The sequence below is a fragment of the Streptomyces sp. Isolate_45 genome (genome assembly GCF_024721315.2).
Classification (GTDB): domain Bacteria; phylum Actinomycetota; class Actinomycetes; order Streptomycetales; family Streptomycetaceae; genus Streptomyces.
The window spans coordinates 30,001-56,863 of the sequence record NZ_JANFAK020000024.1 but is presented as its reverse complement, the minus strand read 5'-3'; the positions used below and the strand labels follow the sequence as shown (position 1 = coordinate 56,863).

The 26,863-nt window shown below is 67.7% G+C and carries 20 protein-coding genes and 1 pseudogene (1 of these 21 cut by a window edge); 8 read left to right on the top strand and 13 right to left on the bottom strand.

Annotation, left to right across the window (positions count from 1 at the left end; genetic code table 11):
- Positions 1–51: 51 nt before the first annotated feature.
- Both NOD94_RS10915 and NOD94_RS10910 read right to left on the bottom strand, forming a co-directional pair.
- Positions 52–393 (bottom strand): hypothetical protein, encoded by a 342-nt coding sequence (locus NOD94_RS10915; protein ID WP_281205618.1) that lies wholly within the window; start codon positions 391–393, stop codon positions 52–54.
- Complete coding sequence (locus NOD94_RS10910) at positions 390–7,952, bottom strand: polymorphic toxin-type HINT domain-containing protein (protein ID WP_281205617.1); 7,563 nt, start codon at positions 7,950–7,952, stop codon at positions 390–392. Before NOD94_RS10910 ends, NOD94_RS10915 begins: the two co-directional genes overlap by 4 nt.
- 463 nt (positions 7,953–8,415) lie before the next feature.
- Here NOD94_RS10910 and NOD94_RS10905 point away from each other — a divergent pair, with 463 nt between their 5' ends.
- Together NOD94_RS10905 and NOD94_RS10900 are read left to right on the top strand one after the other, a co-directional pair.
- Entirely contained in the window at positions 8,416–11,562 is a 3,147-nt protein-coding gene (locus NOD94_RS10905; RefSeq protein WP_281205615.1) for a DNRLRE domain-containing protein, read from the top strand.
- Between the two features lie 700 nt (positions 11,563–12,262).
- Positions 12,263–12,808: a hypothetical protein gene (locus NOD94_RS10900; RefSeq protein ID WP_281205614.1), complete on the top strand. Its 546-nt coding sequence runs from the start codon at positions 12,263–12,265 to the stop codon at positions 12,806–12,808.
- On the opposite strand, the gene NOD94_RS10895 is transcribed toward NOD94_RS10900, so the two are convergent.
- On the bottom strand, positions 12,797–13,093 hold the full coding sequence (locus NOD94_RS10895) for a hypothetical protein (RefSeq protein WP_281205613.1): 297 nt from the start codon (positions 13,091–13,093) through the stop codon (positions 12,797–12,799). The two genes, NOD94_RS10900 and NOD94_RS10895, sit on opposite strands and share 12 nt — an antisense overlap.
- A 23-nt stretch (positions 13,094–13,116) precedes the next feature.
- Here NOD94_RS10895 and NOD94_RS10890 point away from each other — a divergent pair, with 23 nt between their 5' ends.
- Positions 13,117–13,302, top strand: coding sequence for a hypothetical protein (locus NOD94_RS10890; RefSeq protein ID WP_281205612.1), 186 nt, complete (start codon positions 13,117–13,119; stop codon positions 13,300–13,302).
- A 32-nt stretch (positions 13,303–13,334) separates the two neighbouring features.
- Here NOD94_RS10890 and NOD94_RS10885 read toward each other — a convergent pair whose 3' ends face one another.
- The gene (locus NOD94_RS10885; RefSeq protein WP_281205611.1) at positions 13,335–15,536 is read right to left on the bottom strand and encodes a hypothetical protein; all 2,202 of its coding nucleotides are present in this window, start codon (positions 15,534–15,536) and stop codon (positions 13,335–13,337) included.
- Positions 15,533–16,273 carry an ABC transporter ATP-binding protein gene (locus NOD94_RS10880; protein WP_281205610.1) on the bottom strand — a complete coding sequence of 247 codons (741 nt, stop codon included), beginning with the start codon at positions 16,271–16,273 and terminating at the stop codon, positions 15,533–15,535. The genes NOD94_RS10885 and NOD94_RS10880 overlap by 4 nt, the downstream gene beginning before the upstream one ends.
- Before the next feature lie 375 nt (positions 16,274–16,648).
- Here NOD94_RS10880 and NOD94_RS10875 point away from each other — a divergent pair.
- The 3 genes and pseudogenes from NOD94_RS10875 to NOD94_RS10865 form a co-directional block, all read left to right on the top strand.
- Positions 16,649–16,807 (top strand): annotated as a pseudogene (locus NOD94_RS10875) (ISL3 family transposase); the annotation flags it as partial.
- 60 nt (positions 16,808–16,867) lie between these two features.
- On the top strand, positions 16,868–17,596 hold the full coding sequence (locus tag NOD94_RS10870; protein WP_281205609.1) for a hypothetical protein: 729 nt from the start codon (positions 16,868–16,870) through the stop codon (positions 17,594–17,596).
- A gap of 152 nt (positions 17,597–17,748) precedes the next feature.
- Positions 17,749–18,240, top strand: a complete 492-nt coding sequence (locus tag NOD94_RS10865; RefSeq protein WP_281205607.1) for a DUF4279 domain-containing protein — start codon at positions 17,749–17,751, stop codon at positions 18,238–18,240.
- 218 nt (positions 18,241–18,458) lie between these two features.
- Here NOD94_RS10865 and NOD94_RS10860 read toward each other — a convergent pair whose 3' ends face one another.
- The 4 genes from NOD94_RS10860 to NOD94_RS10845 are packed head-to-tail and all read right to left on the bottom strand — an operon-like array spanning position 18,459 to position 20,391.
- Positions 18,459–18,812 (bottom strand): ASCH domain-containing protein, encoded by a 354-nt coding sequence (locus tag NOD94_RS10860; RefSeq protein ID WP_281205606.1) that lies wholly within the window; start codon positions 18,810–18,812, stop codon positions 18,459–18,461.
- A complete protein-coding gene (locus NOD94_RS10855; protein ID WP_281205605.1) occupies positions 18,809–19,921 on the bottom strand; it encodes a hypothetical protein in 1,113 nt (370 codons plus the stop codon). Before NOD94_RS10855 ends, NOD94_RS10860 begins: the two co-directional genes overlap by 4 nt.
- A 45-nt stretch (positions 19,922–19,966) precedes the next feature.
- Positions 19,967–20,176, bottom strand: a complete 210-nt coding sequence (locus tag NOD94_RS10850) for a hypothetical protein (RefSeq protein WP_281205604.1) — start codon at positions 20,174–20,176, stop codon at positions 19,967–19,969.
- On the bottom strand, positions 20,173–20,391 hold the full coding sequence (locus NOD94_RS10845) for a hypothetical protein (protein ID WP_281205603.1): 219 nt from the start codon (positions 20,389–20,391) through the stop codon (positions 20,173–20,175). The genes NOD94_RS10850 and NOD94_RS10845 overlap by 4 nt, the downstream gene beginning before the upstream one ends.
- Positions 20,392–20,594: 203 nt before the next feature.
- On the opposite strand from NOD94_RS10845, the gene NOD94_RS10840 reads away from it, so the two are divergent.
- Together NOD94_RS10840 and NOD94_RS10835 are read left to right on the top strand one after the other, a co-directional pair.
- Positions 20,595–21,674 carry a helix-turn-helix transcriptional regulator gene (locus tag NOD94_RS10840; protein ID WP_281205602.1) on the top strand — a complete coding sequence of 360 codons (1,080 nt, stop codon included), beginning with the start codon at positions 20,595–20,597 and terminating at the stop codon, positions 21,672–21,674.
- 18 nt (positions 21,675–21,692) lie between these two features.
- Positions 21,693–22,274 carry an HD domain-containing protein gene (locus NOD94_RS10835; RefSeq protein ID WP_281205601.1) on the top strand — a complete coding sequence of 194 codons (582 nt, stop codon included), beginning with the start codon at positions 21,693–21,695 and terminating at the stop codon, positions 22,272–22,274.
- A gap of 239 nt (positions 22,275–22,513) precedes the next feature.
- Here the strand turns inward: NOD94_RS10835 and NOD94_RS10830 are convergent, their stop codons facing one another.
- The 4 genes from NOD94_RS10830 to NOD94_RS10815 all read right to left on the bottom strand — a co-directional run.
- A complete protein-coding gene (locus tag NOD94_RS10830; protein WP_281205600.1) occupies positions 22,514–24,208 on the bottom strand; it encodes a CocE/NonD family hydrolase in 1,695 nt (564 codons plus the stop codon).
- An 888-nt stretch (positions 24,209–25,096) separates the two neighbouring features.
- Positions 25,097–25,354 (bottom strand): hypothetical protein, encoded by a 258-nt coding sequence (locus NOD94_RS10825; RefSeq protein ID WP_281205599.1) that lies wholly within the window; start codon positions 25,352–25,354, stop codon positions 25,097–25,099.
- Positions 25,351–25,722, bottom strand: coding sequence for a hypothetical protein (locus NOD94_RS10820; RefSeq protein WP_281205598.1), 372 nt, complete (start codon positions 25,720–25,722; stop codon positions 25,351–25,353). Before NOD94_RS10820 ends, NOD94_RS10825 begins: the two co-directional genes overlap by 4 nt.
- 166 nt (positions 25,723–25,888) lie before the next feature.
- Positions 25,889–26,863, bottom strand: partial view of a hypothetical protein gene (locus tag NOD94_RS10815; protein ID WP_281205597.1) — the 3' portion only. It continues 213 nt past the right edge of the window; only the last 975 of its 1,188 coding nucleotides appear in the window; the start codon falls outside the window, past its right edge; its stop codon occupies positions 25,889–25,891.

Sequence of the window (26,863 nt, the reverse complement as noted above, 5' to 3'; positions counted from 1 at the left end):
CCCACCAGAATGAACCTGGTGGGGCCGCTCAATTTCCGTTCCTGTTCAGCATCAGGCGGCGGATGCAACACCACGATAGTAATCGGCGGCTTGCTTCAGCGCGAGGGCCAATGCTGGCAGACCTTCAGAGTGCCGCCATTCCCGAGTTGCCTCTTCACAGGCTCGCCAAACTCGAACATATTCGTCATCAAGCTCTGACGACTTGATCACAATGTCATCGAATTCGGCATCGGAGAATTTACGCCTTTCGGCATCCAGAAACCGCTCATTCAATTCCTCGCGCGCGACGAGAAGTTCACCCACTCGACGAAGATGCAATCCGCCGACTCTCGGACTGGCGATAACCTCCGCCAAGACCTTGATGTACTCGGACGGGCCACCTGCTTGACTCACCCTCTGTTCATCCTTCCTCGTAGCACGGCCATCCCCCGACGCCCTTCCGGTAGGTTGACGCCACCAGACCGCAGGATGTCAACACAATAGGTCACGCAGCTATTATCCATTCCATCGTATGCCCCGAGGTCCGCATCGATGGTCCTCCCTTGAGCTCCGTACGCGGCTTCTGCGTTCGGCAAGTCGAAGGTGAGACTCCTCGTATTAGGGCCGAGGTCTTCGGGGAACGCCTGCGCGCCTGTGGTCGGCAGCCCGTTGTACTGGCCCGGCCTGGCGGGAATTCCATTAATTACCTGTTCGGTAATTTGTGATCGACCGTCGGCCATGTCGATTCGAATTATGGCGTGTCCGGTAGGCCCCATATCGGGGTCATACGAAACGGTGGCAGTACCACCACAGTTATGGACAAGGACCGGAGTGGCCCCCGCCAGCACATGGTACGTGTGGAGGTCTGCCACTGTGAGGTTGTGAACGCTTGCGGAGGAAGTCCAGCGCTTAACCGCGGTGACCTGGACTTGGGTGCCGGCGCTCGTACGGAGCCACTGGCCCGGCTTGAGGTCTGTGGCGTCCGTCCACTTGGCGAGGTCGACCGACCAGAAGGGGTGGTTGTCCGTGGCGGTGATCACTTCGGCGCCGGCGCCGGTGTCGACGGTGATTTCGACGAGGTTCTTGCTGCCCTCGCCCTGAATGGTCGCCGTGATTTCCTTCGTGGCGGTTTCGCCGGTCTCGGGGTCGGTGGCGACGACTTTCTCTCCGGTCTGGAGGTCGTCGATCGGCTTCGATGATCCGTCTGCCATCAGGACGAGTGTTCCGGCAGCGAAGCTGTTGTCCGGGCACTTGCTGCCGCCGGACCGAATCCGGGAGATCGCCTTGCCGACTCCCTTGCCGATGGCCTTGCCCGCTGCCGCGATGACCGGGCCTGCGGCCACGCCGAGCACGCCTCCCGCTGCTCCCGCCGCGGCGCCGACGGCCATGTCCTTGAGGACGCCGAGGACGCTGTGGTCGGCGTTGGGGTCCATGAAGTTGCCGGCTGCGGCGCCGGCTGCGCCGGCTATGGCTCCGCAGCCCGCGGCTGCGGCGAAGCCGACGCCGGCGGTGGCGACACCGAGTGCGGCTGCCGCGCCGATGCAGGCGGCTCCGACGACCACCTCGGTGGCGATCGAGACGATCGTCTTTTTGTGTTCTTTCCAGACTTCCTTCGACCAGTCGACGGCCTTTCTTACGTTGCACATCGAGAAGACGCCGCAGCCCTTGGGCTTGGGGGCCTGGGTGGTCTTCTTCTTGGAGGGCCCGGTGCCGGCCATCGAACCGTAGTAGGGCTTCGCAACCCGGTCCTCGGCCGTGTAGGAGCTGTTGAAGTCACCCCGGAGGGCGCGCACGGGACGGTCGGGGTGGCCGACGGGGAGGGTGTCGTGGCGGGGGTTGTAGTGGCCGCCGCAGTGGCCGTTCTTGCAGTCGGTTTCGATCAGACCCGAGGGGTCGCTCTTGTTGACCGGGTTGCCGCTGGCGTAGGTGTACCCGTTCATCTGGGTCGGGTTGGTGATGTCGATGATCGGGTCGACGGAGATGAAGCGGCCCGTGGTGGATTCGTACTCGCGGGCTCCGATGTGGGTCAGCCCGGTGTTCGTGTCGTCGATACCGGAGCCGAGGAAGCTTCGGTTGCCGGGCCAGTTGGAGGGCTGGGCGCCGCGGGGGTTGCCGTACGGGTCGGACTTGCGGCGCGCGACCGTCTGGCCGGTGGACTGCTCGACGACGCTGGTCGCGGTGCCGTGATGGTCGGCGAGCTGAGCACTGAGCTGGTGGTTGGTCGGCAGCCCGTAGGTGCGACGGATGGTGGTGGCGCCGGGTCCGCTGTAGTAGCGGACGGCGTCGACGGCCTGGCCGGCCTTGTTGACGGTGACCTCCGTGTCACCGAGGTAGAGGGTTCGGGAGCTGCCGGTCTCCTCGATGAGGCGGTTGCCGCCTGCGTCGTAGAGGTAGGTGGTGGTGTGGTCGAAGGAGAACTGCTGCGGGCCGGTGGTGTTGCACGACCACAGCTGGAGGTCGGTGCCGTCGGCGGCGTTGTTCGGGACGTCGACGCACTGGTTGGTGGCCGGGTTGTTGAGGGACTTGTCGCCGGCGCGGTAGACGAACTTCTGCTTGTCGCTGCCGTCGCAGGTGGACAGGACCAGCTTGGCGCCACTCGTCGTGAGGCACTTGTCGAAGGCGCGGACGGTGTTGTCGGTCAGGCGCCACTGCTGGGCGCGGGTCTCGTTGCAGGGATGGATCTGGACCGGCGTGCCGTCCGCGGTGCCGCCGGTTTCGACGTCGACGCACTTGCCGGAGGCTCCGGTGACGGAGACCGCTCCGATGCCGGGGCTGGTGGCCGAACTGATCTTGCCCTGGCGGTCCCAGTTCAGGTTCTGGGTGTCGCCGCCGATGCGGCGGGTCTTGGTGTTGCCGGAGGCGTCGTATTCGTAGGTGGAGAGCGAGTTGACGGTGGAGCCCGGATTGCGGGTGGTCTTCTCCACCTTCGCCAGGGCGTGGGGCTGGGTCTTGACGGGCGGCTGGGCGCCGTTCGCGGCGGTGGTGATGCCGTACGTGTAGGTGGTCTCGTCGTCCAGCGCGCTGTTGGTCAGGTCGCGGTTGATGAGCTTGGTGCGGTTGCCGATGTTGTCGAACTGGTATTCCTGCCAGAAGCCGTCACCGTCCGGGCCGGCGGTGACGTCGGCGAGGCTGGGGCCGGTGCAGGCCGCCGTCTTGCCGGTCCAGGCCTTGGTGAGCTGACCCATCGGGTCGTAGGCGTAGCACTGGCGGTCGGCCCGGTCGCCGGGCTGGCTGTCGGTGACCGAGGTGATCTGGCCGGCGGTGTCGTAGCCGTAGGAGACGTCGCTGATGCGGTGCGGTGCGGTCTCGCGGTCGCTGATCTGGTTGGTGACCTGGCCGGTGTTCCGGTTGTACTGGGTGGTGGTCCAGACCCGGTTGGGGGCGTTGCCCGTCGCGGTGCGCAGGACCTGGCCGTAGGGGCTGTACTTGACGTCGGCGGTGTACCAGGCGAGGCCGGAGAGGCTCTGGGGCATGCCGTCGGCGTTGTAGCGCGTGATGAGCTTCTCGGCGGCGAGGCCGGCGGGAGTGGCCGGGAGGGTGGTCGACTGGACCTTGCCGGTCGGGGTGTAGGTGGTGGAGGAGGCGTAGGTGCCGGCGAGTCCCTTGGTCGCGGGGACGTCGGGAATCGTGATCTTGGAGCCCGTCGGCCGGTACTCGGCGTCGTAGCCGGTGACCTCGCTCTTGTAGGCCGCTCCGCCCTCGTAGCGGGTGGAGGAGACGGCCTGGCCCTTGGCGCCGGGCAGGGTGTCGAAGGTGTAGGAGGTGACGAGCGGGCCGTCGGCGGCGTTGTGACGCACCTCGGTGGTGCGGCCCACGGCGTCGTAGGTCGTGTACTGGATGCGACCGGTGGAGTCCTTGGTCCAGATCTGCTGGTCGAGGTTGTCGAAGCCGAATTCGGAGCGGCCGGTGTCCGGGTCTTCCGAGGACGTCTTGCGTCCGCGGACGTCGTAGCCGTACTTCCACTGGTTGCCGGCCGAGTCGGTGACCTGGGTCAGCTTGTTGCGGACGTCGTAGAGGTAGGAGGTCTTGTTCCAGGTGGTGAGGTCGGTGGAGGTGGCGTGCTCGACCGCCGAGGTGCGGCCCAGCGGGTCGGTCCAGGTCCTGGACGCGGCGCTGCCCTTGAGGGGGGTCGTGCCGTCGACGGACATCGGCGAACGGGACAGGGTGAAGTCGCCGCCGTACTGCACGACGGAGGAGTACTGCGGTACGTCCGCGTGCAGGGTGGTGGAGCGGACGGCCCGGCCGAGGCCGTCGTAAGCCGTTTCGGTGGAATTGGGGACCTGGAAGACGCTCTCCGGAATGAAGATCTTCTTCTCGGGTGTTCCTTCGGCGTGGTAGCCGTTGTTGGTCCGTGTGACGGTGCCGTTGGCTCCGTAGAAGGTGTCGGTGATCAGACGGCCGCCGCCGAGGGCCTCGCCCTGGCTCTGGCGGGGGCGGAGCATGCCGTCGTAGATGGTGACGGCCTGGCTGTACGTGCCGTCGTCCTGCAAGGTGTTGCTGGTGACGACCGGGGGCTGGTGCTCGCTGATCTGGTAGGTGAAGGTGAAGGCCGCCTTGTCGGTCCCGGGCTTCTGCGACGGGGTCCATACGGCGGTCGAGCGGCCGAGGTTGTCGTACGTGGTGGTGGTTTTGCGGCCGTTGGCGTCGGTGTCCTCGAGCGGGGCGCTGCGGCCCGGGTCGCTCCTGGTGCTGACGGTGTGGCCCAGTGCGTTGGTACCGGAGACCGTGAACGGGGTACCGGTGGCCGGGCTGTAGGTGGTGGTGACGATGTTGTTGGCGCCGTCGTACAGCTTGATGGAGCGGCCGAGGGCGTCGTACTCGGTGCGGGCCGTGGTGATCCAACCGGTGCCGGCGGCGTCGTTGGTGTCGACCTGTGCGATGAGGCCCTTGCTCGGGGCCGCGCCGAAGGCGCCGGGTGCGTCGTAGGCGGTGCGGGTGTCGGCCAGGAGGGCCCCGGTGGCCGCCTGGGTGCAGTCGCCGGCGGTGGTGCGGACGCGCTGGGGCAGTCCGATCAGGTGCTTGTCTGTGTTGTGGACGTAGTCCGTGGTGGCGCAGGTCTGGTGGGTGGTCTGCGTCCCGCCGGTGCCGTTGGGGCTGATCGCCTCGGTCTGGACCGTTCGCGTCAGGCCGTAGGTGGGTTCGAAGGTGTTGCGGGTGCGCTGGGTGCGGGTGGCGCCGCCGCTGATGGTTTCGATCGAATCGGCGCGTGAGGTGCCCGACCGATAGGCGTCCAGCGCGGTGGTGCCGTCCCGTGGGCGGGAGGCGGTCTTCTGGCTCCAGGGCCAGGTGAGGGAGCGTGAGGAGACGCTGCCGCCCACCTTCGTGTACGTGATGCTCTCCGCCGGGATCCCCTGGTAGTGGGGGAGGTCCTCGCCGAGTTCCTCGGTGCCGGTGGAGTCCTTGATGGTGATCTTGGGACGTCCGGCATCGCCGGACATGCCGCGGAAGTAGCGGGTACGGGATTCGGACTGTTCGGTGGCGTCCGGCTTGCCCGCGTTGGCGGTGACGCCCGTGCGGACCAGAACGCTCGCGTAGCCGCGCCATTGGCTGTAGGTGCGCAGCTCTGGCTTGGAGAACTCGTCGTCCTCCTTGGCCCAGGCGGCGTCGCCCTCGTAGACGTAGGAGGTGGTGACGTCGGCCTGGCGTGCGACGCGGTCCCTTTCGGTGACCTTGTCGACGACGTACTTGTTGAACCACTCCAGTGGCGGCTTCTCCAGGTCGCCGTCCGGCGACCAGTGGACCGGGTAGCAGCGGGTGGTGTTCTCCTCCGGCTTCGGGTGCGTGGTGCCGACCGCGCAGGGCGCGGAGTATCCGACGACGGTTTCCCCGCCGGTTTCGGTGCGGATGGTCTCGACGCGCAGGCGGTCGAAGTCGGGGGTGGCGTCCGTGGCGCTCTTTGCCACGCGGTTGGGCATGTCGCGGACGTTGGGCAGGAAGGCGACCGCGGGGAGCGAGGTGGCGTCCTGCTTGGCGGGGCTGCCGGTCGGTACGCCGTAGCCGGTGCGGGTGATGGACTCCAGCCACAGCGGCGGGTGGGTGTCGGTGCGCTGCCGGGGGAAGGACTGGGTCAGGTCCCAGCGGTCGACCAGAGCTAGCGCGGTGGAGCCCTCGGTGCGCTGGGCCTTGGTGACGACTGAGGTCAGGCGCTTACGAGTCCAGAAGGTGGGCGAGGTGGTGTAGCAGTCCTTGGCGCCCGTCTTGCAGTGGAGCGTGGCGGGGGTGTCCCACCACGGCTGTTTGCCGCCGTAGTTGTTGCCCTCGAACTCGGCGTCCGAGCAGGTCGTCGTGCCTTCCTTGATGCAGCGTTCCTCGACGAGGAACTCGATCTTGGCGGCCGGGGGGCCGGAGAGGTTGTCGTTGCGCAGGCCGTAGCTGATCTGGGTCGGGTAGCCCGCCCGGTGGTAAGGGACCGCTTCCTTGAACTTCTGGTTCTTGGCGTAGCGGTTGGTCTCCCTGGCCCAGTCGATGACCATCGCGTTGCCGTGGGGGTCTTCGACGTAGTCGAGGTTCCAGCGCCAGCCCTGGTCGCAGGCCGAGGCCGCGTAGGTGGCCTGGTGGCAGGGCTCGCCCGGGTGGTTGCCGACGACGGGGACGGTCAGGACCGAGTTGGTGGCGGGCCGGGTGCCCGCGCCGTCGACGTCGTGGCGGCCGAAGAAGTACCGGACGCCCTCACGGGTGGTGACGACCCAGTACTCGCCGTCCTTGGCACCGTTCGCGATGCTCGTGTCGGTCTTGCGCTCGATGCGCGAGCCGTCGTCGGAGGCCGGGATCCACTGGCCGGTCGCGGTGTCGTGGACGAGTTCGGTCGTGCTGCCGCTCAGCGACATCACGACGTTGTCGCCGGACCAGCAGAGGTCGCCCTTCTTCTTGTCGGTGGAATTGTCGTTGTTGGGCTTGCCCGGGTTCGTTTTGAGGTCGTCCGAGCAGGAGCGGTACCGGCGCTCGATGTAACCCGGCTCGTAGCCCCAGCCGTCACCGACCCAGGAGGCCTGCCCGTTGGCCACGGACGTCTTGCCGTCGACGGCCTGGGAGGAGTAGCCGAAGCCGATCTTCGGGGACGGTCCTGCCGGCGGGGCCGGCACCGTCAGCGGGTACGACCAGGAGAAGCCGCCGCCGCTGCCGCCCGCAGTCCATGAACCGGACGGGGAAAGGGAGGTGGCCTTGTACGTGCCGCCCGCTCCGGAAGCGCCGTCGGAGGCGGCCAGGACCATCGGGCCACCTCCGCCGACGGCCATCGTGCGCATGCCCTGACCGGGTGCGGTGGCCGGGTCGACGGTGGCACGGACGGTGCCGGTGGCGGGGTCGTTGGTGCTGGGGATGTCCTTGGAGACCGAGCACTCGGGGAGGTCGGGGGTGTCCAGGAAGCACGAGGGAAGCTGCTTGAGCTCCAGGCGGGTGGCCCACTCGGTGCCGTAGAGGTCCTTGAACTTCTTGTAGTCCAGCTGGACGTCGACGGGTGTGGCGCCGTCGGCGGGCGGGGTGACCTTGATGAGGGCGCCGTCGACGTTGGCGGCCTCGGTGACGGTGCGGGTGGCGACCGCGACCGACCAGGTGCCGGAGGGCGTGGGCGGGGACGGGTTCTCCGGAGTCGGCGATGCCTTGCCGATGCTCACCGGGAGCCCGCCCGCCTGGACCAGCTGTTCGCCGGTCAGCGTGACGGGTTCCGCGCCGCCGGTGGGCGGTGTCACCTTCGACGGTTCGTACTCGGGTGGCGGCTGCACAGGAGCGCCGGCCCAGCCTTCGAGTTTGGCCGCGGCGATCTTGTCGAGCTTGGCCTTCAGATCCTGCTGGAGGCCGGGTAACTGGACGCCGTCCCGGGAGCCCGGCGGCACCGCCCAGGCTTGCGCCGGGAGCAGAGTCGCGACGAGGACGACGGACAGCACGGTGCCTACGCGCCCGGCGAGGCGGGTGCGTTTGACCCGCGCTCTCCTGTTTCCGGGCAGGCGGAAATTGCTCGCCGAGAACGGCGACATGTGGACCCCCCCACGATCTGCCACCGCGCCGAGCGGCGCCTGCGGCAGGCAACTGACAAATATCCCGCCGATTCTGCTTTCGTTTGCCGAAGAAAATCCACCACCTGAAAGCCGATGTGGCGTTTGTCACTTTACCGGATCCGTAAAAGTGAATAATTACCCCAGATCGGCAGCAAGTGACGGCTCGCCGTGGCGGTCAATGAGGTGACGAAGCTGGAGGGATGGTTCATGCTCGGCTCGCACTCCATTACATGAAAGGCGAGTGGGGAGCGGACCCTTCTTTGTTCTGGACAGTGGCCTGAAACGTTTGCGAGTTCTGAGGGGGCGCAATCTGGCGTGCCCGAGGGGGGAGAAGAAGAACGTGAATCCAGAAAAGCCGACGGGCGAAAGCCCGCCACTTCCTGCGGAACACCACGATGAAAACCGGCCAATACCCACCCGCCGGTCTGCTAGGCGCCGGCTGGTGGCCGGACTGGCCGTGCTGCTGGCCACCGCTGTGGCGATACCCATCGGCCTGAGCCTGCCGTGGGACGAAAACGAGCCGTTACTCACCGCGGGACCGCAGCAGGGAACAGGTACGCCCGTGGCCGCGGCGCAGGCACGTCAACAGGCCAAGAGCAGTGGCAAGGAAGTCGAGGTCACAGCCGAGGCCGGCCCCACCAGCAGCACCTGGGCACAGCCCGACGGGGCATACAAGCTGCGCCTGACCAGTGCCGCGACCAGAGCCAAGGTCGGGAACGAGTGGAAGCCCATCGACACCACGCTCGAGCGCGTGGACGGGGGCTTCGCGCCCAAGGCCGCCAACGGTCACGTGGTGTTCAGCGCCGGAACGGCGACGGTCCCGGCCGCCACCGGGGAGGTTACCCGGGCCTCGCGCGGCGTGTCCCGGGTGTCGCAGGCCAACCCGGCGGCGGTGCGGGCGGACACGCCCGATCCGCAGTGGAGTGAGCTGGTCCGGCTGAACGCCAACGGTCATGACCTGGTGCTGAGCTGGCCCGGGCCACTGCCCGCCCCGTTCATCTCAGGGCCCCGGGCCCTGTACGAGAACATCCGCCCCGGTATCGACCTCGTGATGACTGCCCAGGATGGCGGTTACTCCCACCTGGTGGTGGTCAAGGACAAACAGGCGGCCCAGGACCCGATGCTCGGTCAGCTGAACTACCGCCTGACCTCACCCAACCTGACCTTCCACCTCGACGGGGATTCCCGCTCGGTCAGCGCACGCGACGCCAAGGGCGAGGAAGTCGCCGGCGCTCCCACCCCCTACATGTGGGACTCCGCGGGTGAGGTCGCCCTGACGGAGGGCGAGCCGGTTCCGCAGCCGCCATCCGGTACCGCCCAGCACCCCACGCTCGGCCTCAAGGGCCTGCTGGGCGCGGAGGGCGCACACGCGAAGGTGGCCGACGCCTCCCTCAGCCCGGAGAACGTGCTCACCCTGACACCGAACGCCCAGCTGCTCAACGACGCCGATACGGTCTACCCGGTCTTCATCGACCCATCTTTCAAGGGTCACAAGCAGAACTGGACCCTCCTGTACAAGACCCAAGGCAGCTCCAGCTTCTGGAACGGCCAGAACTTCAACACAGGCAGTGGCGCAATTGAGGCACGCGTCGGATACGAGGACAAGACACACGGCACATCACGGTCCGTTTTCGCCTTCGACTTCGGAAGCCAGCTCCACGGCACGCAGATCCGGTCCGCCAATCTGCGAGCCTTGCAAACCTACTCGTACAGCTGCAGTGCGACTGCCTTCGACGTCTATCACACCCCGGCGATCACTAGTTCCAGTACGTGGGACAACACGGGCGGGTTCTGGGGCAAAAGGATCGCCGGAGCGTCCACGGGGTACGGCTGGAACAGCTCCTGCCCCGACGCCTGGGTGGGCGTCGACATCAAGTCCACCGTAGAGGAGGGCGCCCGCGGCGCCTGGCAGAGCCTCACACTGGGTCTGCGCTCCACGAACGAGAGCAACCCCAACTTCTGGAAGAAGTTCCTCGCCAACGGTGAGAGCGCGCCGTTCATCGAGGTCGAGTACACCCGGGTGCCCAACACTCCCGTCAAGGCCGACATGTCCACCGTGCCCGGCGGCGAGTGCACGACACAGGCCCCGATCGTAAAGATCGGCAAGACGGACGTGATCTTCAAGGCCAAGGCGTCCGACGGTGACGGTAATCTGCGGCAGCTGAACTTCCGTGTCTGGTCGTCGAGTGGTTCCACCGTCGACGTGTTCGACGACACCAACGACGGCTTCGGCGAGGTGACGGTGGGGTGGGAGAAGTTCACCCCAGGCGTCACCTACTACTGGCTGGCCCAGGCCGTCGACTGGGACGGCCAGTGGTCGGGCAGCGGCCCGCTGGACTCCGGCGGCGGCGGATGGTGCGGATTCACCGTCGACCACACCCAGCCCACCGCACCCACGATCCGCTCCGAGGACTTCCCCGCCCCCGGCCCCGACGGCGCCGAATGGAGCAAGAACACCCTCGGCCCCGGCAAGATCACCGTCATCGCGGGCGGCACCAACCCGGCCGACATCCGCGAGTTCCAGTGGTCGCTCAACCACCCCATCTACGACCAGAAGGCCGTCCCCGCCGCAGGGCAGGACACCGTCACCGTGGACGTGAACCCCGACAACGCCGGGCCGAACCTCTTCTACGTTCGGATTGTCAGCAAGGCCGGGAACGTCTCCAATCCCTTCATCTACACCTTCTACGTCCGCCCCCGACCGGGCCTCGACGGCCGCGGGGACGTCACGGGCGATCAGAAGGCCGACCTGCTCGTCGTCGATGGAGCCGGTGACCTGCGTGTCTACCCGGCCGACGCCGTCGGCGACGTGGACGCCTGGATGCCGGCCGCCATCGACAACGGCAAACCCGCACCGGCCGGATACTGGAAGGACGCCAGCGGGAAGAACGCCCTCGTCGGGCACTCAGGCGACTGGTTCCCGGGCGACGGCATCACCGACCTCATCGCCCGCATGCCCGACGGCAAGCTGTACGTCTACCAGGGCGACGGCAACGGCCGCTTCGACATCAGCCGCCGCACCGAGGTCCTCCTGCCCGCGGGCGCACCCAATCCGGCCACCCTCACCCAGATCGTCGTCGTCCCCGACATGAACGGTGACAACGCCGAGGACATCTTCGCCACCGCGGGCGACACCCTGTGGATCCTCACCGGCTACACCGGCGCCTCCATTACCGAAGCGCGCCAGCTCTCCGCGACCAGCTGGACCAAACGGGACATCATCGACGTCCGCGATGTCAGCGGCGACGGGGTGCCCGACCTCACCTTCCGCGACGACGCAGACCCCAACCGGGGCCTGGCCCTGCGCCGCGGCAAGCCCGGCACGAACGGCGGCGCCGACATCAACTCCCTCGCCCTCGCCGTCAACTCCGCAGACGGCAAGGACCTCCCCTACGGCACTACCGGCTGGGACAGCGCGAGCTGGCCGCTCCTGCGCGGCACACCCGACGTCAACAACGACGGCATCCCCGACATGTACCTCACCAAGAACGACGGCACCCTCCACCTCTACCACGGAGGCCGAAGCGCCCTCGGCGGAGGCTGGCGCGTCGAAGAAGACGACTGGAACACCTTCCAAACCCTCGGCTGACAAGAACTCCCACCCACAGCGACCCAACCCGCGTCGCCGCCTGGCCAAGACCCGTCCTGAGGCCAGGCGGCGGCCTGCTTCCAGAACAACACCAACCGGCCGGAGTACCAGGCGCCGCCACACCCCCGCCGTCACCCACCCCACCTCCGGGACAGCGACACAACCTCGCATTCCGCGTCGGCGACAGCCGAGCAAACGGGGACCGCACACCGCCCACAGCGTGCGTCTCACCAGCCAGCCGCCCTTCGAGCACAGCACCGGGCAACAGGACCACGTCCAAGTCCCGGTCGCCACCTCGGATGTGCCTGGTCGGGATGCCTCTCAGCTGTGGAAGGGCGGCTTCCTTGCTCAACGCCCGAGCCCGACGCGTGTCCAGCGCGTCGGGCTCGATCCGCTTGCGGTCAGTCCCACCAGCCGTCGCCAGCTCGCCAGCGCTGAACCTGTTTCTAGCGGGTTGCAGGAGAGCCAGTGCGACGGAGTTTTTGGGAGCCACGGGCTTGGGCGGTGAGTTTGGGAGCCACTTGGTGTGATGATGTGTGACATGCCGCTTTCGGCGTAATGAGTTGCTTGGGCTGTTTGGCCCCTCACACTCTGTGCTTGTTGATCACGGATCTTTGAGCGGATCCGCCGGGACAAGCGGCTCGATCCGGCGGTGTCGGGTCGGGTGCTGGCTCAGCGGTACCGCGTGTCGCGGAACACGGTGGCGAAGGCGCTGGTGTGTCCGGTGCCAGCGAAGCGCAAGAAGCCGCCGCCGCGCGAAAGCGTGCTGGAGCCGGTGAAGGGCTTCATCGATGCGATGCTGCGCCAGGATCTGGTGGCCCCGACGAAGCAGAAACACACCATCGACCGGATCCGGGAGCGTCTGGCGGCCGAGCATGACTTCGAGCTTGCGGCGTACTCGACGGTGCGGGACTACGTGCGCAAGCGCCGTCCGGGGCTGGTCCTGGAGGCCAAGGAGGGCTGCCGGCACCTGGATGGGACGGTGCCGCAGTCCAAAAGTTCGGGCGAGGAAGCCGAGGTCGACTTCGCGGACGTGTGGCTGGACCTGGCCGGTCAGCGGCGCAAGTGCGTGCTGTTCACGCTGCGAATGTCGTACTCCGGCAAGGCCGTCCACCGGGTGTTCGCGACCGCTGACCGTAAGGCGGCCGATGCCGCCGATTTTCTAAGCCGGGTCAGCAGCCGGAGGCGCCGGACCCGTCGCCCCGGCCGCCGAGATCAGGATTCCGGCGGAGATTCAGCCCTCTAGCAGGTTGGAGACGAGACCCACGACGATGAAGTAGCCCAGGTAGGAGGCGAGTACCACGCCCAGCATCGCCAGGAGCTTGACCGGCGTCCCGAACGGCTTGCGGGCAAGGGAGAGGTTCGCGAAGAGGCCCACCGCCCCGATGGCCCCGCCTATTGCCCCGCCGACCGGCAGCAGGAGAATCGGCACGATCGAGAGGACCAACTGCCACCAGGCGAGCCCCCGGAACTTGGCCCACGGATCCGGCTTACCGAGCGAGTTCTTTCCCAGGTCGGGGGTCTGCTGCATGTGCGGGAACCTTCATTCTCATCGTGATCCTGCTGAACCGTCAGGATGCAGGTGGCACGCTCATCGGGCAACGACGCGCCGACAACGGTTTGCCTACAAAACTCGGCTGTCCACGACCAGCTTCACAGGTCGGTTTCGTGGCCGAGCTCGACGAATCCGGTGTGACCGAGCCAGCCCATTGGTCGGTTGGTAGGCCCGGTCATTCGTGATCCGTTCGCCGCAACGTGAGGATTCTGTTTGGTCAGTCGGCGGTAGGGCGCCAACGGGCAGCTCCCCGCACTGCTGACCACGCTCCGCAGCCCCAGATTGCGACGCTGAGGACCAGTACCCCGCCCAGCAGGTATCCCAGTACCGGCCACGACAGTTGCGCGCCCACGACTGGGTCGGTGTAAGGGCCCGACAGCCAGAGGTACACCAATGCCCCGATGGCGGCCGCCAGTACCGTGGGCATGAGCAGGACCCATGCCGCGACGGAGACGAACAGCCTGCGTCGGCCGGTGAGCACCCCGAGCGGGGCGAACGATCGGCTGTGGCGCAGGAACTCGGCGATGCTGTTGAGTCCGATGGCCAGGCCGACAACGATCAGGGCGAAGCAGCCGAACAGCGTGACCCAGTTGACGCGACTGCTACGAAGCAAAGCGCTGCTGAGCCAGCCGCCTCCCGGGGCTTCTACGACGCTGGCCACGGCTAGTTTGAGGTTTGCGGCTTGTTTTACTGTGGCGATGTCCAGGTTCTTCCCCAGCGGCGCCATAAGCACTACTTGGCTGGTCTCTTCGGCGGGCAGCTCGCTGACGAGTGGGCCTTCTCGCAGCTGGATCCGGCCGCTGGGGGCGTACCATCTGGCAAGCTCGGCCAGTCGGGGATCGTGGTCCGACACAGTCGCCGGAGAACCGTATCCGCCGCAGTTCCGCTGGATGACCCGAAGTTTCTCGCACGGAGCCTGGAGAACGGACAGCACGCTTCCGTCGGGGGCCGGCCCGGTGCGCAGGGAGAAGACGGCCGCGTCCGTGGGGAGATCGGCGAGGAAGGCCGATGTGCGTGCGTTGTCTCGGGGTGTCGCGATGGTGAGCACGCTGGTGCCGATGCGCTGGGCGGTCGCCTGGGCGGCGAGCATGGGCTCGCTCAGCCTGCTGGTGTTGAGCTGGACCTGGCCGATCAGACCGATGGCGACGACGAATCCGGCGACCAGTCTCGCAGTGACGCCGGGCTTGGCGGTCAGCCACCGGCCGGCGACCAGGGTTCCTGTGCCGCCGTGTCGGCGTCCGAGCCGTGTGAGGAGGCGCCCCAGGGCCGCCACTGTCAGAGCGAGTACGGCGGGCAGCGTGGCGAATGTGATCAGCGCTGCGGTGAAGTAGATGGCGAGGAACAAGCTCGGATTGCCGGGTGCGAGCAGTCCGGGGCCTCGGGTCGCGAGTAGCAAGGACACCGGGAAGAGCGCGGGCCACCAACGGGGCAGTCTGCGGCTCAGCGTGCCGGGGCGAGTGGTGGGGAGCGACGCGTTGTGCCGGTGGAGGAGGACAATCAGCACGAGGACGACGAACACGCATGCGGTGGCCGTGAGACCCAGGGGCACCGCTGCCGCGCTGATGCTTGCTGTCGGGATGGTGAAGTGTGTGAACGGCAGGGAGACCTTCGCTGCGACCAGACCCACCAGTGCGCCCAGGCCAAGGAGTGCTCCTAGGAGGACGGGTAGCGCGGCCTCGCCCACATTCACCAGCGCCCGAGATGTCCAGCTGGCACCGAGGGCGTCCAAGAGTGCGTCCCTTCGATCCCGCGCCTCGCCGCCCGCCCTGGCTGCGATCACCACAAGCACGGCGGCGGGGAAGAGCATGAGCCCGACGACGGCTAGGGCGAAGAGTTCGAGGGGTTCTGTGAACTGTGGGTCACCGATGTACGGTCCTTCGGCTCCGTACCCGGTGATGGTGAACATCCGTTGCTTGTCCACCAGGGAGTCGAGCGGACGTACGTAGGCCAGTCGTTCTGTGGAGTTGACCAGACCGGCCTCACCGATCCGCCCCACGTCACGCCCTAGGATCCCTGTGCTTCCCTCCGCCGCGGCGGCCTCGGCGAGGGCTGGGGAGAGCACCGCCTCTCCCGGACCGGGCCACGTCGTCAGGCCGGGTGGGGCAGGCGCGTCAGCTGTGAGCGGGACCACGGAAACAACGGAGTACTGCAAGCCGTCCACGACATCGAAGCCGGGCTTCCACAACGCAATGGGCTTCTCCGCCGGGTGCCCTTCAAGGACACGCGGGCTGCGTGCTTGGGACTGGTGTTCCATGGTTCCGTAGATAGCGGCGGCGGATACCAGCGCACCTGCGGCGAAGGTGAGGGCCGCCGCCGCGCACAGCAGCGCGACGGTTCGAATCAGACCTGTGCGGGAGCCGCCGCCCGCGGCTTTACCGACGCGCAGGAGTTGCACGGCCAGGTGCTTGCCGCCCTTCACGCCGCCTCACCGCTGGATTTGGCGGCCGGGACCAGCTGCCCGTCCGACAGTACGAGGCAACGGTCGGCCCGGTGGGCGATCTCGACGTCGTGCGTGACGATCAGGAGCGCACAACTCCATCGTCGGGGCACGGAGAAGAGCAGTTCGGCCACGGAGTCCCGATTGCGAGTGTCCAGCGCGCCCGTCGGTTCGTCCGCCAGCAAGACTGCTGGCTTGTTGATCAACGCGCGTGCTACTGCGGCCCGTTGCCGTTCGCCTCCGGAGAGCTGGGACGTGGGGGTGCGGTCGCCGGGCACGCCGAGTTCGGCCAGCAGCGATTCGGCGTCCGCGTACGCCTCGGCCTGGGGCACACCCGCCAGCAACGCGGCCAGCGCGACGTTCTCCACCGGCGTCAGCTCGGGCAGCAGCTCGCCGAACTGAAACACGACTCCCATGTGCTCCCGCCGGTGCCGCGCCAGGCCGCGTCGCCCCAGGGCGGTGATGTCCGTCCCCGCAACACGCACGCTTCCCTCCTGGGGCTTCATCAGCCCCAGGGCGCAGGCAAGCAACGTGCTCTTGCCACTGCCGCTCGGTCCCATTACCGCCACAGACTCGCCCGCCGCCACTTCGAGTTCTGCCTGCGCGAGCAGTTGCCGATCTCCGATCCGGCACGACAAGCCATGCACGGAGAGGGAGGGACCCCGCGTTTCCTCCGTGCTCCGGCTCCTCGCCGTCACGGCGGCACCTTGATCTGACATCCCTACCTCATTCGCGTAAACAGGAACGGGTCGGCCGCGGTGTGCGACCGACCCGATGACTTGAGCAGGCGGAGCTGACGCTTACAACTTTTGGCGATCAGTCCCGGCCGTGATCACGCGGCCCAGGCGCCACAGGTGTCGGACGCGAACTGCTCCTGCCGGCACGCGCGGATCTGGTAGATGCCGGAACTGTCGGTCGAGGACACGGTCGTGTTCGCACCGCTCTTGTTCCAGAGGTTCCTGGTGGAGCCCGGCGCCGAGTATCGGTAGTACTGTCCGTACGCGGAGCGGCTGTCACCGCTGGTGTCCTTGACGTTGGCAGTGTCCTCGGTCAGACAAGACGACCTTCCCAGCCTTCACACCCTCGCCAACGGCATCGACCGGGATCGCGATGCCGTCATCGCTGGCCTCACACTGCCCTGGAGCTCGGGCGTCGTCGAAGGCCACATCAACCGGATCTAGATGCTCAAGCGACAGATGTACGGCCGTGCTGGCTTCGACCTGCTGAGGAAGCGAGTCCTGCTCGCCTCATGATGAGCACGTGGTCCCAGCCCAGCTTGACCATGACCTGTGCCCTGCCGATTGAATACCCATGTGATCGACTGGACGCAGGTGCTCGACCCCCTAGGAACCGCCGGCCGGGTGCCCGCGCTCCTGGACCAGGTGGAGACCGAAAGTGGTGCCGAAGCATGGGACGACCTTTGGGATGCGCTATGTCTCGAAGGTGAGACCGTGGTTCCGGCGAGCTTCGCCGCACTTCCACGCCTGGTGGCGATCGGCGCAAAAAGCCCTGAGGCGCTCAGCCTGGCCGGATCAATCATGCGCGGAGCCCTCCAGGACCATGGCGCTGACGACCTGCTGAGGAACTGCACCGACGTGGTGCCCCGACTCCAGGCACTTCTGGACCAACGCCTAAAATCGCGGCCAGTCGGCTATCTGCATGCCTTCCGTGACCTGCTGGCAGCCACTGGGCAGTACCAGTGGAGTGCCGTACTCGGAGACTTCTCGGACGACTTCTACCACCTGCGCTGCCCTCACTGCGACGTGGAAGTGACCGTCGCCATCGGCGACCACGGGCGGTACTCAGCAATCCGGGACTGGCATGCCGGAGACATAGAACGACGCGATCTGAAGCCCGTGCCGCCGGAAGATCTCGTAGGCACCGGACGCTGGATGTACGAAACGGCAGTCCGTGATGACCAGAGCTGGCTCGCGAACGGTCTCACCTACCTCTTCGGAAGAGCTGAATGCCCGCGGTGTGCCAGCAGATTCGGCGTCGCGGAGGAGTACACAGCCGCGAACCTCCCCTCTTCGGGGGAGTGAGCGCAGGTAAGGCTCGTGCAGTGGGGTTTCAGCATCACGCAGCGTTACCGCTCACAGAAGTTGAGCCAGAACCGTTGACGTGAACGAAGCCACCATGGGACTCACTCACAGGCAGGCGAGTGGGATGAAGGGTGAACGCGTATTCTCCGGGGATGCCTTTCCGCCAGTACGTCTACTTCGCTCTGTCCAGTCGGCGCATCACCGCGCAGGAGATAACTGATGCGCTGGGTATCGAGCCTGACGAGACGCAAGTGCACAACCGGCGCGGCCTGCCCGTCGACCCGGCGCGACCATTCAGTCAAAGCTGGAAGGTCGTGTGCAGGGAACCGGGCCTGTGCGTGGACGAACAGATCGCGCACGTCCTGGGCCGCCTCCGGCCGCGGACCGACCGCATAGTCGAGCTCATGAAGCAGTACAACAGTGCGGGCGACGAAGAGGAGCCGGGCCTCGAAGCCTGGCTGGAGGTCGTGCGTTACTTCAACGACGACGAGCAGCAGGACGAGGCAGGGACGCCGAAGGAGAGAGACGACCGCAACCTCTCCGGCTGGGCGCTGGACCGCGAAACAATCGCCTTTCTTGCCGCTACTGGCACGATGCTGGACGTCGATGAGTACGACATGACCCCTTCCCAGCCGTCGGCCTAAGCGCCGACGAAGATCTGGGATCCATGGTCAACGTCACGAGAACTGCGAATGTGCCCGCCTACTCCATTCGTGCTCAGTGCCTTGAAGACGCCACCGTAGCTCTGGGCCAGGTCAGTGCAGCGTGGCCGGTGGCGGTGCAACTTCGTAGAGCCGCCGGTCGTCGGGCGCCCGCCCCGGCCGGGGAACTCAGGAGGTGCGGGGCGGGAGTCTGTGGGGCGTCAGATCAGCTTGACCTCGATCGCCAGGGCGCCCAGGGTTTCCTTCTCGGGGCCGTAGATGGCGCGGATGTTTTCGAGCTGCTGCTGGCGGCTGGCGGCGGGGTTGACCCTCTCCGCCCCCTCGCCGTCCAAGAGGGCCTCGAAGGTGGCGTATTCGGCGACCCGCAGCACCTCGACCTCGCAGCGCTCTTCGGTGTCCTTGATGCGGAACTCGATTCGGTCGCCGGCGGTGAGGTTCTTCAGGTGGGGGTACTTCACCCGGACCTCGATCGTCTTGGTGCCCGACGCCACCAGCTCGAAGTACTGGCGGTAGAGGTTGAGGTGGTGGACACGGTGCGCGGGGGCGGTACTCATGCTGCGGTGTTGCTCCCTGTCGTGGTCGTCATCATGCGGCCGATCTCGGCGGCCGAGTACGAGCGGAAGAAGTGGCGCGGGTCGGCGAAGAGGACGTCGGTCAGGGCCAGCAGCTTTTCGGCGTAGTCGGTCAACGAACCGGGCCACTGCCTGGTGTTGAGCATCCAGGGTGCCGCCCCGTCGGGCAGCTCTGCTCGGCCTTCGCGGATCAGGGACTTGGAGAGCTTCGCGCCGGTGTCGGTGACGATCTGAGGGCAGAACAGACGGGCGGCCGGCTGTCCCTGAGTGAGCGCGAGGGCTTGGAGGGCGCCGTCGACCAGGTGCGAGCCGAAGACCCAGTCCCCTCCCTTGACCATGATGTTCAGGGTGCTGGAGTCGTCGGCCGCGGCGACTTCCTTGACCAGGTTCCGGTACAGCGTGGCGAGGTCCAGATAGGTGCCGGCGCCGGGGGTGACGATCCCGCTGTAGGGGCCGTGGTGGAGGCAGCGGGCGTAGACCTGGGCGCACTCCTCGCCTTCGATGGCGACCCGAGTCCGCTCGGCGTACTTCTCCGCCCAGCCACACCCCGGCTCCAGGCAGGGGACGCGGACGTGCGGGACACCCGTCGAAGGAGCCAGCCACCAGCGGGCCGCGTCCAGCCGGGGCAGTATCCGCAGCCACGTCCTCCGGTACGTCTCGGTGCGCTGCTGCTCGGAGTAGGTCTGAACCTGGTACCCGATGCCGGTGAGTGCCGACAGGGCCTCGAATAGCGGGCCGTACACCTTTTCCACCTGGCCCCGGATCTCGTCTTCGCCGAGGGCCTGGGCGTAAGCCCTCTGGTAGCGGTGGCCGCTGGCCGGGTCGGTGACGATTTCGTGCGGGGCGTTATCGAGGGCGCCGAAGAGGATGCTGACAGGAAGGTCGAAGCGGTCCCGGACCCGGGCCGCTGCGGCGAATGTGAGGGACTGGACCAGGGAGGTACCGACGTGCGGGGCGCCGTTGATCTGGGTTCCCACGGTGAAGACGACCCGTTCCGGGGCCTGCGAGCGGATGCGTGGGGTGAGGATGTCCTCGGCGTAGGTCAGAGCGTTGGCGAGGACGGTGTTCGGCGACGCGGGATGAGAAGACACAGCTTCTCCCTCGGATTCGGTGTGCCGTGCAGGACTGTGCGGGCTTCAGCGGGCGTCTGCTGGGCGGAGGGCCTGGTGGTCAGCGATCACCCATTCCACGCCGCCGCCTTCGGGGCGCAGGAACACGGCCTCGGGGATGACGCGGCGGGTCCGAGGGTCCTCCCATTCGCCGATGAACTGCACGACGCCCTCGCGGTCCCCAGCGGGGTCGAAGATCCGGGCGCCTTCATACAGCCAGGAGGGCCGCCTGCTCACTGAGTACCGTCCTCGCATGCCGGAACGACGCGGGCGTGCAGGGCTCCGAGCTTCTGCCAGCCCCGTTCCGCTCGCGCCATGAGGGCCGGGGAGGGCTGGCCGTACGTCTCGGCGGTGTTGGCTTCGACCGCGAACGCGTCCCAGGGGATGCGCTCATCGGGCTGGTCTTCGAGCTGTCGAGCCAGAGGGCGGCGGGGGAGTTCGGGGCCGGGCATCGAGCGCTCCTCTCCGAGGCGGTGCAGCGGGACGCAGGGACCGGGAAGGACGGCTACGCCCCGCTGCGGGGTGGTGCGGCGTCAACCTCGCCCCCACTTAGGGGGGCTGGCCGATCCCGCAAGATGAACGTACGGTCGCGCTGAGTGCGGTAGGACTGACTGCGGGTACGTGTTACGGCAGGGGCCGCACCGGGGAGCGCGCGATGGCCACCAAACCAATCACCGGCACGATCGCGGGCTTCGTGCTGCGCACGGCGCGGGAGTCGGTGCCGCTCACTCAGACGGGGATGGCTGAAGCCTTGGGCGTGGACCTGGCCACGGTGCAGGGCTGGGAGTCGGGCCGGCGCCCGGTCGCGAATATGAGGGCGGTGGATCTGCTCGGGCTGCGGCGGAGGCTGGCCGCGCTCGGTGCGGACGCGACGATCGTCGCCCTGTTGGACGCGGCGATGGACGCGGACCGGATCATCGCGGCCACACTTCAGCCCGTCGAGGGCCCGCATCCCCTGGCCGAGTGGGTCCACACCCGGGAAACCGCCCACATGCTCGCGTGGGCGCTCACCGGGACCCGGCCTCCCTCCCTTACAGGCATCCCCTCCCCGCGCCGTCGAGGGCCAGCAGCAGCATCTCCGCTCCTTCCTGCGCCGGATCGGTTGGCGTTCTTCGAACGGCTGCGGACCACCGCGGAGGCGGCCCCGCGGACCGACGCCCAAGGTGTCCTCCTGCACCGGCAGGCCTTGTATCTGACCTCGTACGACAAGAGCCCCGAGGCGGCGGCCTGGACGGCGAAGGCGCTGCACGACCGTCGCGGTCTGCTCGCCCGGAGGGGGTGGACGCCTCAGTGGGCCGAAGCCCGTTCGACGGCCACCGCTCTTGCACGGCTTGGGGATCCGGTGCCGCTGCTCGACTTCATCGAGCGAGCCATGGTGGACGACGATGCGGGCGAGGCCGCGAACCTGAACTACTGGGCCTACTGGTTGGGCGGAACTCCGTTACCCCAGTCCGACGACATGTTCATGCGGGACCGGCAGCTCACCGGCTGGGACCCCGTCACCCTGCTGCGAGGGCTGACGTACGGACTCCATCACGCACCGGGGTACGTCGATCTGTACGCCCACACGATGTGGGCCCTGCTGACAGCCCACCCCTGGCTTCCGCAGACATCCGGCCTACTGGTGCGAGACCTGGCGGAGCGTACCGAGCGCCTGCTGGACGGGGGCGGCATCTCCGAAAGATCCCGGCGTGAACTCACCAGCGTGCATTACGTTCTTCGTGATCGAACCTGACAGACCGGAGGTCACCACATGGCAGACGAGACGGCGAACGCCCAGGGCACAGCTGGGTTCCTCTTCGAGATGGGCGTGCTCAAGAACGCGAAGCGGACCGGCTGGTGGTTCACCGGGAACAACAACCCCGAGAGCATCGCCGAGCACTCGTTCCGCGTCGGCATCGTCGGTGCCGTGCTGGCCATGATGGAAGGCGTCGACCCCGCAAAGGTCGCATTGATGTGCCTGTTCCACGACACGCAGGAGACCCGGATCGGGGACATCCCGCATATCGGCCGCCGCTACATCGACGCAGCCTCGAACGAGACCGTCACCGCGGACCAGGTTTCTGCCGCGCACCCGGCGGTCAAGGCCGGCGTGCAGCGGGTGGTGGGCGAGTACGAGAGCGGCGACACCCCCGAGGCGATCGTGGCGAAGGATGCCGACAAGCTCGAGTGCTTGGTGCAGGCGGTGGAGTACCGTGCCCAGGGCTACAGCCTGGTGCAGGACTGGATCGACACCTCGCTGAACAGCCTCAAGACGGCGTCGGCGCGGGAGCTCGCGGAGGCCGCGCTGACCATGTCGCCGCTGGAGTGGCGGAAGACCTTCCTGGGACAGTAGCTGGGTCTGGAAACGACGAAGCCCCCGCCTGGTCCGGATAACCACCCCCGATATCCGCGACCGCTCGAACCGGATGCTCGGGGACGGGGTGCCCTCGGTGTGGTTCTGCTACCGGCAGCCACCCTGGCTCGGTGTGTCACCGATCTCCCGCCTGATCTCTGTCAGGTACAGGGGGGGCCGGTGCGGTCGGCCCGTTCGTGTCCGGGCGGGCCGACCGTACGGGTGTGCCGGGGCCGGAGTCAGCTGACGGGGCGGAGGGGGACGTCGAGGTAGGACTCGGTGCCCTTGGGGGAGGTGATGTCGATGGTGAACACCGGGGTGGTGGTGTGGGGTGCGGTGAAGACGGGGTCGTGGGTGTCGATGACCAGTTGGAGCTGGTGGCCCTTGGCCAGGACGTAGTCGGCGGGCTGGAGGGGGAAGGTCACGGTGGTGGCCTTGCCCGCCTGCCCGGAGGTGAAGGTGTAGGGGGCGTTGGTGATGATGTGCGCCCTGCCGGTGGCCGGGTTGTGGTCCAGCAGGTAGGCGACGATCATGGCGTCCGTGTGCTGCGGCTTCACCGTCACCCGCAGTTCCAGATCGCCCCGTACGCGCGCGGCCTGTTCCAGCGGCGCGGTGGCGAAGACCGCCGCGAGGCCGCGGTCGATGTCGGCCGTCTTGTAGACGTGGGGCAGGCCCAGGCGTTCGGCCAGGCCGGTCTGGATGAGCTTGGGGGCGACGACGATGTCGGTGCCCGTGCCGGTGGCCTTCACCGAACGGGTCCAGCCCGCCGCCGCGGTGCCCTCGACCAGTTGTCCGTCGCTCTGCCCGGAGGCTGCGTCGGCGAGGTGGAACCGCTTCTTCGGCAGGGCGTAGTCGGACCAGGAGGCGTGGCGGAGGTCGGAGAGGGGGTTGAACATGTACTCCGAGCGGACGTCGAACCGTGGAGCCGCCCCGTCGCCGGCGCTGCCGCCGAGGTGGTGGTCCATCCACCGGTAGGTCATGTCCGTGGGCTTGGCGGGGAGGCCGAACAGGCCCGGGAGCTCGGCGTTGCCGTGGTCGCCGACCTGGACGAGGAGCGTCTTGGGTCCGGTCAGACGGCTGTGGAAGTCGATGACGGCGGGCACCGAGAAGATGGTCTCGTGCCAGGTGGTGGTCATGAGGATGGGCGTCGCTGCGTCGTTGAGCGCCTTGAGGCAGTTCTTGGGCGACCGTGCCTCGGCGAACTTCCTGACCTCGTCGTCGATGGTGTTGGCGCGGATCTTCTGGATGATCTCGCGGAACTCCTCCGAGCACCGGTCCTCGCCGAAGAGCGTGACGAGCGCCTCGAACGCCTTGAGGTGACGGGTGCCGTTCTCGTACAGGGAGGCGAACAGGTCCGCCCAGGCACTGGCGCCCGCGACGGCCTTGATCCGCCGATCCTTCGCGGCCGCGAGCAGACTCGTACCGGCGCCGTAGGAGGCGCCGAAGAAACCGATCCGGTCCGCATCGACCCCGTCCTGCTGGATCAGCCAGTCGATCACCTCGGTGGCGTCGGCGACGTCCTGCGGACCGGCAACGTGGATCTCGCCCGTGGAGTTGGCCAGACCGCGCTGGCTGTAGGCCAGAACCACGTAGCCGCCCAGCGCCCAGCGGGCGATCATGCCGAGGTAAGCCCGGTGCCCGATGCCGACCAGCGGGGCGGGCAGGACGACCGCGGGGCATGTCTGCCCGGGGGCGAGGTTCCTCGGGACGCTCAGCGACGCGTCCAGGACCGTCCCGTCCGCCATCGTGAGGGAGACCTCCGAGTACCCGGCGATCTCCGAGTACACCTCGTACTCGTCGGCCAGACCCCACTGGTCCAGACGGCCGATCCGGCGCGGCGACGGGTCCAGCAGCGCCTCCCGGATCGCATCCAGCTTCGCGAGGTCGTCGGCGCCGAGTTCGAACGGTGTCTCCGGGGTTCCGTCGACAGACATGGCTGTACCCACCTTCATGAAAGGGATGGCGACGAAGTGTCAGACATATGCTGACATCATCAAGATCACTTCGGGGAAGCGTTTCACGCCTGGCCACTCGAACGAATGAAGGGCACCGTGCAAACCTCCAGGCGGACAACAGGCCAGGGCTTGGCCGAGAACGGCCGTCAGTCTCCGGTGCACCGCCGATCGCGGAGCGACCGCCTCGACCGCCGCCCACAGCGCCGCGAGAAATTGCGTCAGCCCCCGAACCACTGCCGGAAAGAGGGCGCCCCCCTGGCCACGAGGCTGAAGACTCAGGGAGGCTCAGAGCAACCCACGGGATGTCGCACACCGCAAGGGGCTACCGCCAAAACCCGGCCAGTCCCACAGGCCGTGCTGGGCGTGCTGGACGAGCGGGAGTTCCGGCTCGTCCAGGCGGCGATGGTGAGGCCGTTACCGGCGTGGAGTGCTGATCGGCACCGATCAGTTCATGCAGGGCGACGGTGGCGGTTGGCGTGCTGCCCGGTCTGGGGCGCCTCGACGTGACCGTGGGCGGGCGTTGAGATGGCCGATTTCAAAGATGGACTGTCGCCGGAGCTCATCGGGCGTCTCGCGGGTGACCTTGCGGGTGCCTCGGCCTCGTTCGGCCGGACGGCGTTCGAGCAGCTCGCGGGCACCGGTATCGGTGAGCTGGAGCTGAAGGCCCGTATCGACTGGACACCTTCTACGTCCGCCCCGCGCGGGTCTCGACGGCCGCGGCGACGTCACGGGCGATCGCAAAGCCGACCTTCTCGTCATCGACGGAGCCGGCGTCCAGGCCGGGCGGGGCGTAGGGCCGTACCCGGTGTCGGGGTAGGGGTGCAGCCGGTCGCGGTCTCGCGCCCTGCTACCTGCCCCGAGCCCCGCTCACCACTCCAGGGAGGTGATCTGGAGGATGTACACGCGCTCGCGACGGACGACGACCTGGTAGGTGATCATTCCGCCGGGAATCGTGAGTGTGCCACCTTTGGGGTCGAGGCCTTGGTGGTCGCGGGCGTGGAGATAGGCGACTTCGCACATGCGGACCAGCTCGTCCGCCTTTTTCTCCACTTCCCGCAAGAACGGGGCCGGCGCTGTCCGGGCGGTTGCCTCGGCGCTGAAGGCGTACTCCCACTTCCAGCTCAACCGCGGACCGCCTGCTGGGCTTCATCAAGGACGGCGCTGATCTCGGCGAGCGCCTTGTTCACGGCGTCCTCGTCGTCGTGCTCGTGCTTGTCGTACGAGGCCAGCACATCCTGCGCGTGCTGGTGGCGCGTGCGCAGGTCCACACGCCGGGCGATCTCGATGTTCTGAGCCCAGACCAGCAGCCACGCCTGGATCGGGGCGAGCGACTTGTGGTCGATGGCCTGGGAGAAGGCTTCGTCCATCGTCCGCTGCATCTCGTCCAGTCGGGACGGATCAACTCTGGCCAGGGCAGCACGCAAGGCGCCTGCCGTGCGTTCCGGCCGGGGGATCAGATCGTCCGCGGTGTGGTGCTGGGGTGCCGGTGCCACGGGTGCTCCTTCCGTCTGGAGTCCGAACCTACCGACAATCCCGTGATCATTTCTCATCCTTGTGCCCGCGCACTGCCGGGCCGGACAATCCGACACGAAGGGCCTGGACCGCGCTCGGGGGCAGGGGACGGCCATGGAGTCCCCTGCAACGTGCTCCCGGCCCGACCTAAAGCCCGATGCCCTGACTCGCCGTCTCCTCCCAGCGGGCGCCCCTACGGACGTACTCCCAGAACACGGCGCTGGAGGCGCTGTGTCCGGATTGCCGGCGCAGCTGGTCGGGGCGTTTGCCCTTCTTGCTGCCCGTGGTGATGAACCCCGAGCGCATGGAGTGGCCGGTCAGGCGTACGTCCAGGCCCGCCCGTTCGGCGCTGCGGGTGATGACCAGGCGGCAGCCGTCGGGGGAGAGGCGTCGTGTCCCGAGGTGACCCCACTGGTCGACGCCCCGGAACGCGGGCCCGACGGCGCCGAGTCCGGCCGCCTCGGCGGCGCCCTTCCAGGCGAGCCAGTTCAGGACGGGGCAGGAGTCGGGGTGGGAGCCCCAGGCGATCTCGACGTCCCGGGCCGGCCGCCCCTTCACCGAGGGAACATGTACCTCCAGGCCCTCCTCGACGAGGACGATGTCGGCCAGGGTCAGCGCGCTGACCTCCTCGGCGCGCCCCGCGATCCCGAACGCCATCGTCACGAGCGCCCGGTCCCGGTAAACGGCCAGGTCAGGGAGGTCGTAGGCGCGGCGCCCGGGTCGGGTCGCCGGCTCGCTCCCGGCCGTCACCGTACGGGGCGCGGTGTTCATCGCCCTGAGCTGTTCCGGGCTCGCCGGGGCGGCCTGGCCGCGGCCGCGGGCTTGGCGGAGGCGGTCGTTCTTCAGCGGCTTGAGCGCGGCTCGGGCGGCGACGGTGGCTTCCTTGGGCACCTCGACGTCGTACGGGGGTCGGCGAGCCGTCGACGTCACGCCGGTGATCCGGCGGTCGATGCTGTTCGGCGCCGCCTGCTTCACCTCGTCCAGCCAGGTCACGAACCCGACCAGGGTCCCCTTGTTGACCGCGGTCAACGGCAGTGGGACGCCGGTCCGTTCGGCGAGCCAGCCGTGAAACTCCTCCCACAGCGCCCAGTCCCGCGCGTACCCGATCCTCGTCTTGCGCGG